This is a genomic window from Litorimonas sp., from assembly GCA_029936425.1.
In the GTDB taxonomy this organism is placed as follows: domain Bacteria; phylum Pseudomonadota; class Alphaproteobacteria; order Caulobacterales; family Maricaulaceae; genus Litorimonas.
The window spans coordinates 1-1,510 of sequence record JAPYSU010000105.1; the positions used below are offsets into that span (position 1 = coordinate 1).

A 1,510-nucleotide genomic window follows, 5' to 3' on the forward strand; every position below is an offset into this window, starting at 1 on the left:
GTAGAATTTTGTCATGTTTGTGGGTAAAAAGTGCCGTCTTATGCTGAAAAACGAAGATTTATTGGGTTATGGGGTCTACTTTGCCAAAAATGTTGTTAAATTTGATGATATCCGATTATATAAAGAGATATTGGAAACCGTACAATTTGGCCATTTTTTCAGTTTCTAAAAGTACTATTGCGTCATGTTTGTGGGTAAAAAATAGTGTCTTCTGCTGAAAAACGTTGATTTAGGGGGTTATGGGGTCTAATTTGCCTAAAATTTAGTTAAATCTGATTATATCCCATGACTTTTAGACGATCGATTAATCGATCAATTTTCGGACGATTCTTGTCGATCGATTCCATTATCGGTTATTTGCTGTTATTTTCCATCATTTTCTGTGACTCATTATTTTCTTCAAAAAACGTCACAAATTTGAGGGGTCAGTTGGAGTTTTAACAAAAAACCATCAATAACCACTGTTTTTGGGGAAAATCCCAACCCCACCCCCCCATGACTCAGTGTTTTCTTCCAAAAAGGTCAAAAATGAGGTGGGTCACTTGGATTGCTCGCTGGATCGATTATCGATTCGGTTATTGGAGGATCGATTATTGGAAGATACATTATTTTTTCAATTTTGTGATCTTGACAAAACCTCGGTAATCAAGTTCTGATATCGTCAATTCGATTTTCGATCACCCCTACATCACACGGTTGCCGAGTGCACTTAGTACTTAACTCAAATAATTGTTTTACTGTTTATTATTCATATATGTGTGCAGGAAGCTGCAGCAGTATGTGGGACCCCTGGATCTGACAGACTACACTCAAGAGGAGCAAAGTGATCAACATATCTGCTGACAACCCTCCTCCTGCTGTGGCCCCTCCTGCCCGAAAGAACTCTGGGATTTAAAGGAAGCTGTGGGTCATACTGTCCAGATTCCTGTGGACGAGACTGTGGGGGAATCCTCGCCTTAAATCAGGAACTTTATAAAGTTAACGAATAAGGTCCATCTTTGCTGTTTTCCCAGTCATACAGGCAGGAGCAGGACTGGAGCGGATTATGAACTTCATTGAAAAGAGATACTTTTGTGTTGTCAGTCAACTCTGGTGATTTCATTACACAGGAAGTTTTGACGGATGAAGACTTCAACATGCTCGGCAAAGGGCCAATTATGGGACTGAGGGAGCGGGAGCAGGAGGTGGTTGGTCCCAGGGCTGCGGACCTCGCCAGCAAGATGGCGATGGTCCAGTGGTTGAAGGAAGAGCAGCACCTGGTTAACTTTGTGTCCAGTATAGACGATCGATTAATCGATCGATTTTGGGATGCTTATTTTGGATCGATTATATTTTCTATTCTTTTCTTTTATTTTCAATTATTTTCTGTGAATCACTATTGTCTTCTAAAAAGGTCCAAAATTGGAGGGGTAAGTTGGAGTTTCAAACAATAAATCCTAAATAACCACTGTTTTTGGGGGAAAACCCACCCCACCCCCCCATGACTAATTGTTTTCTTCCAAACAGGTAA

General features: G+C 40.4%; 1 protein-coding gene. It reads left to right on the forward strand.

Annotated elements, in window-relative coordinates; genetic code table 11:
- The first annotated feature begins 1,073 nt into the window (after window positions 1–1,073).
- Entirely contained in the window at window positions 1,074–1,433 is a 360-nt protein-coding gene (locus tag ACN0IC_RS15380) for a hypothetical protein (RefSeq protein WP_416879631.1), read from the forward strand.
- The last annotated feature ends 77 nt before the right edge of the window (window positions 1,434–1,510 follow it).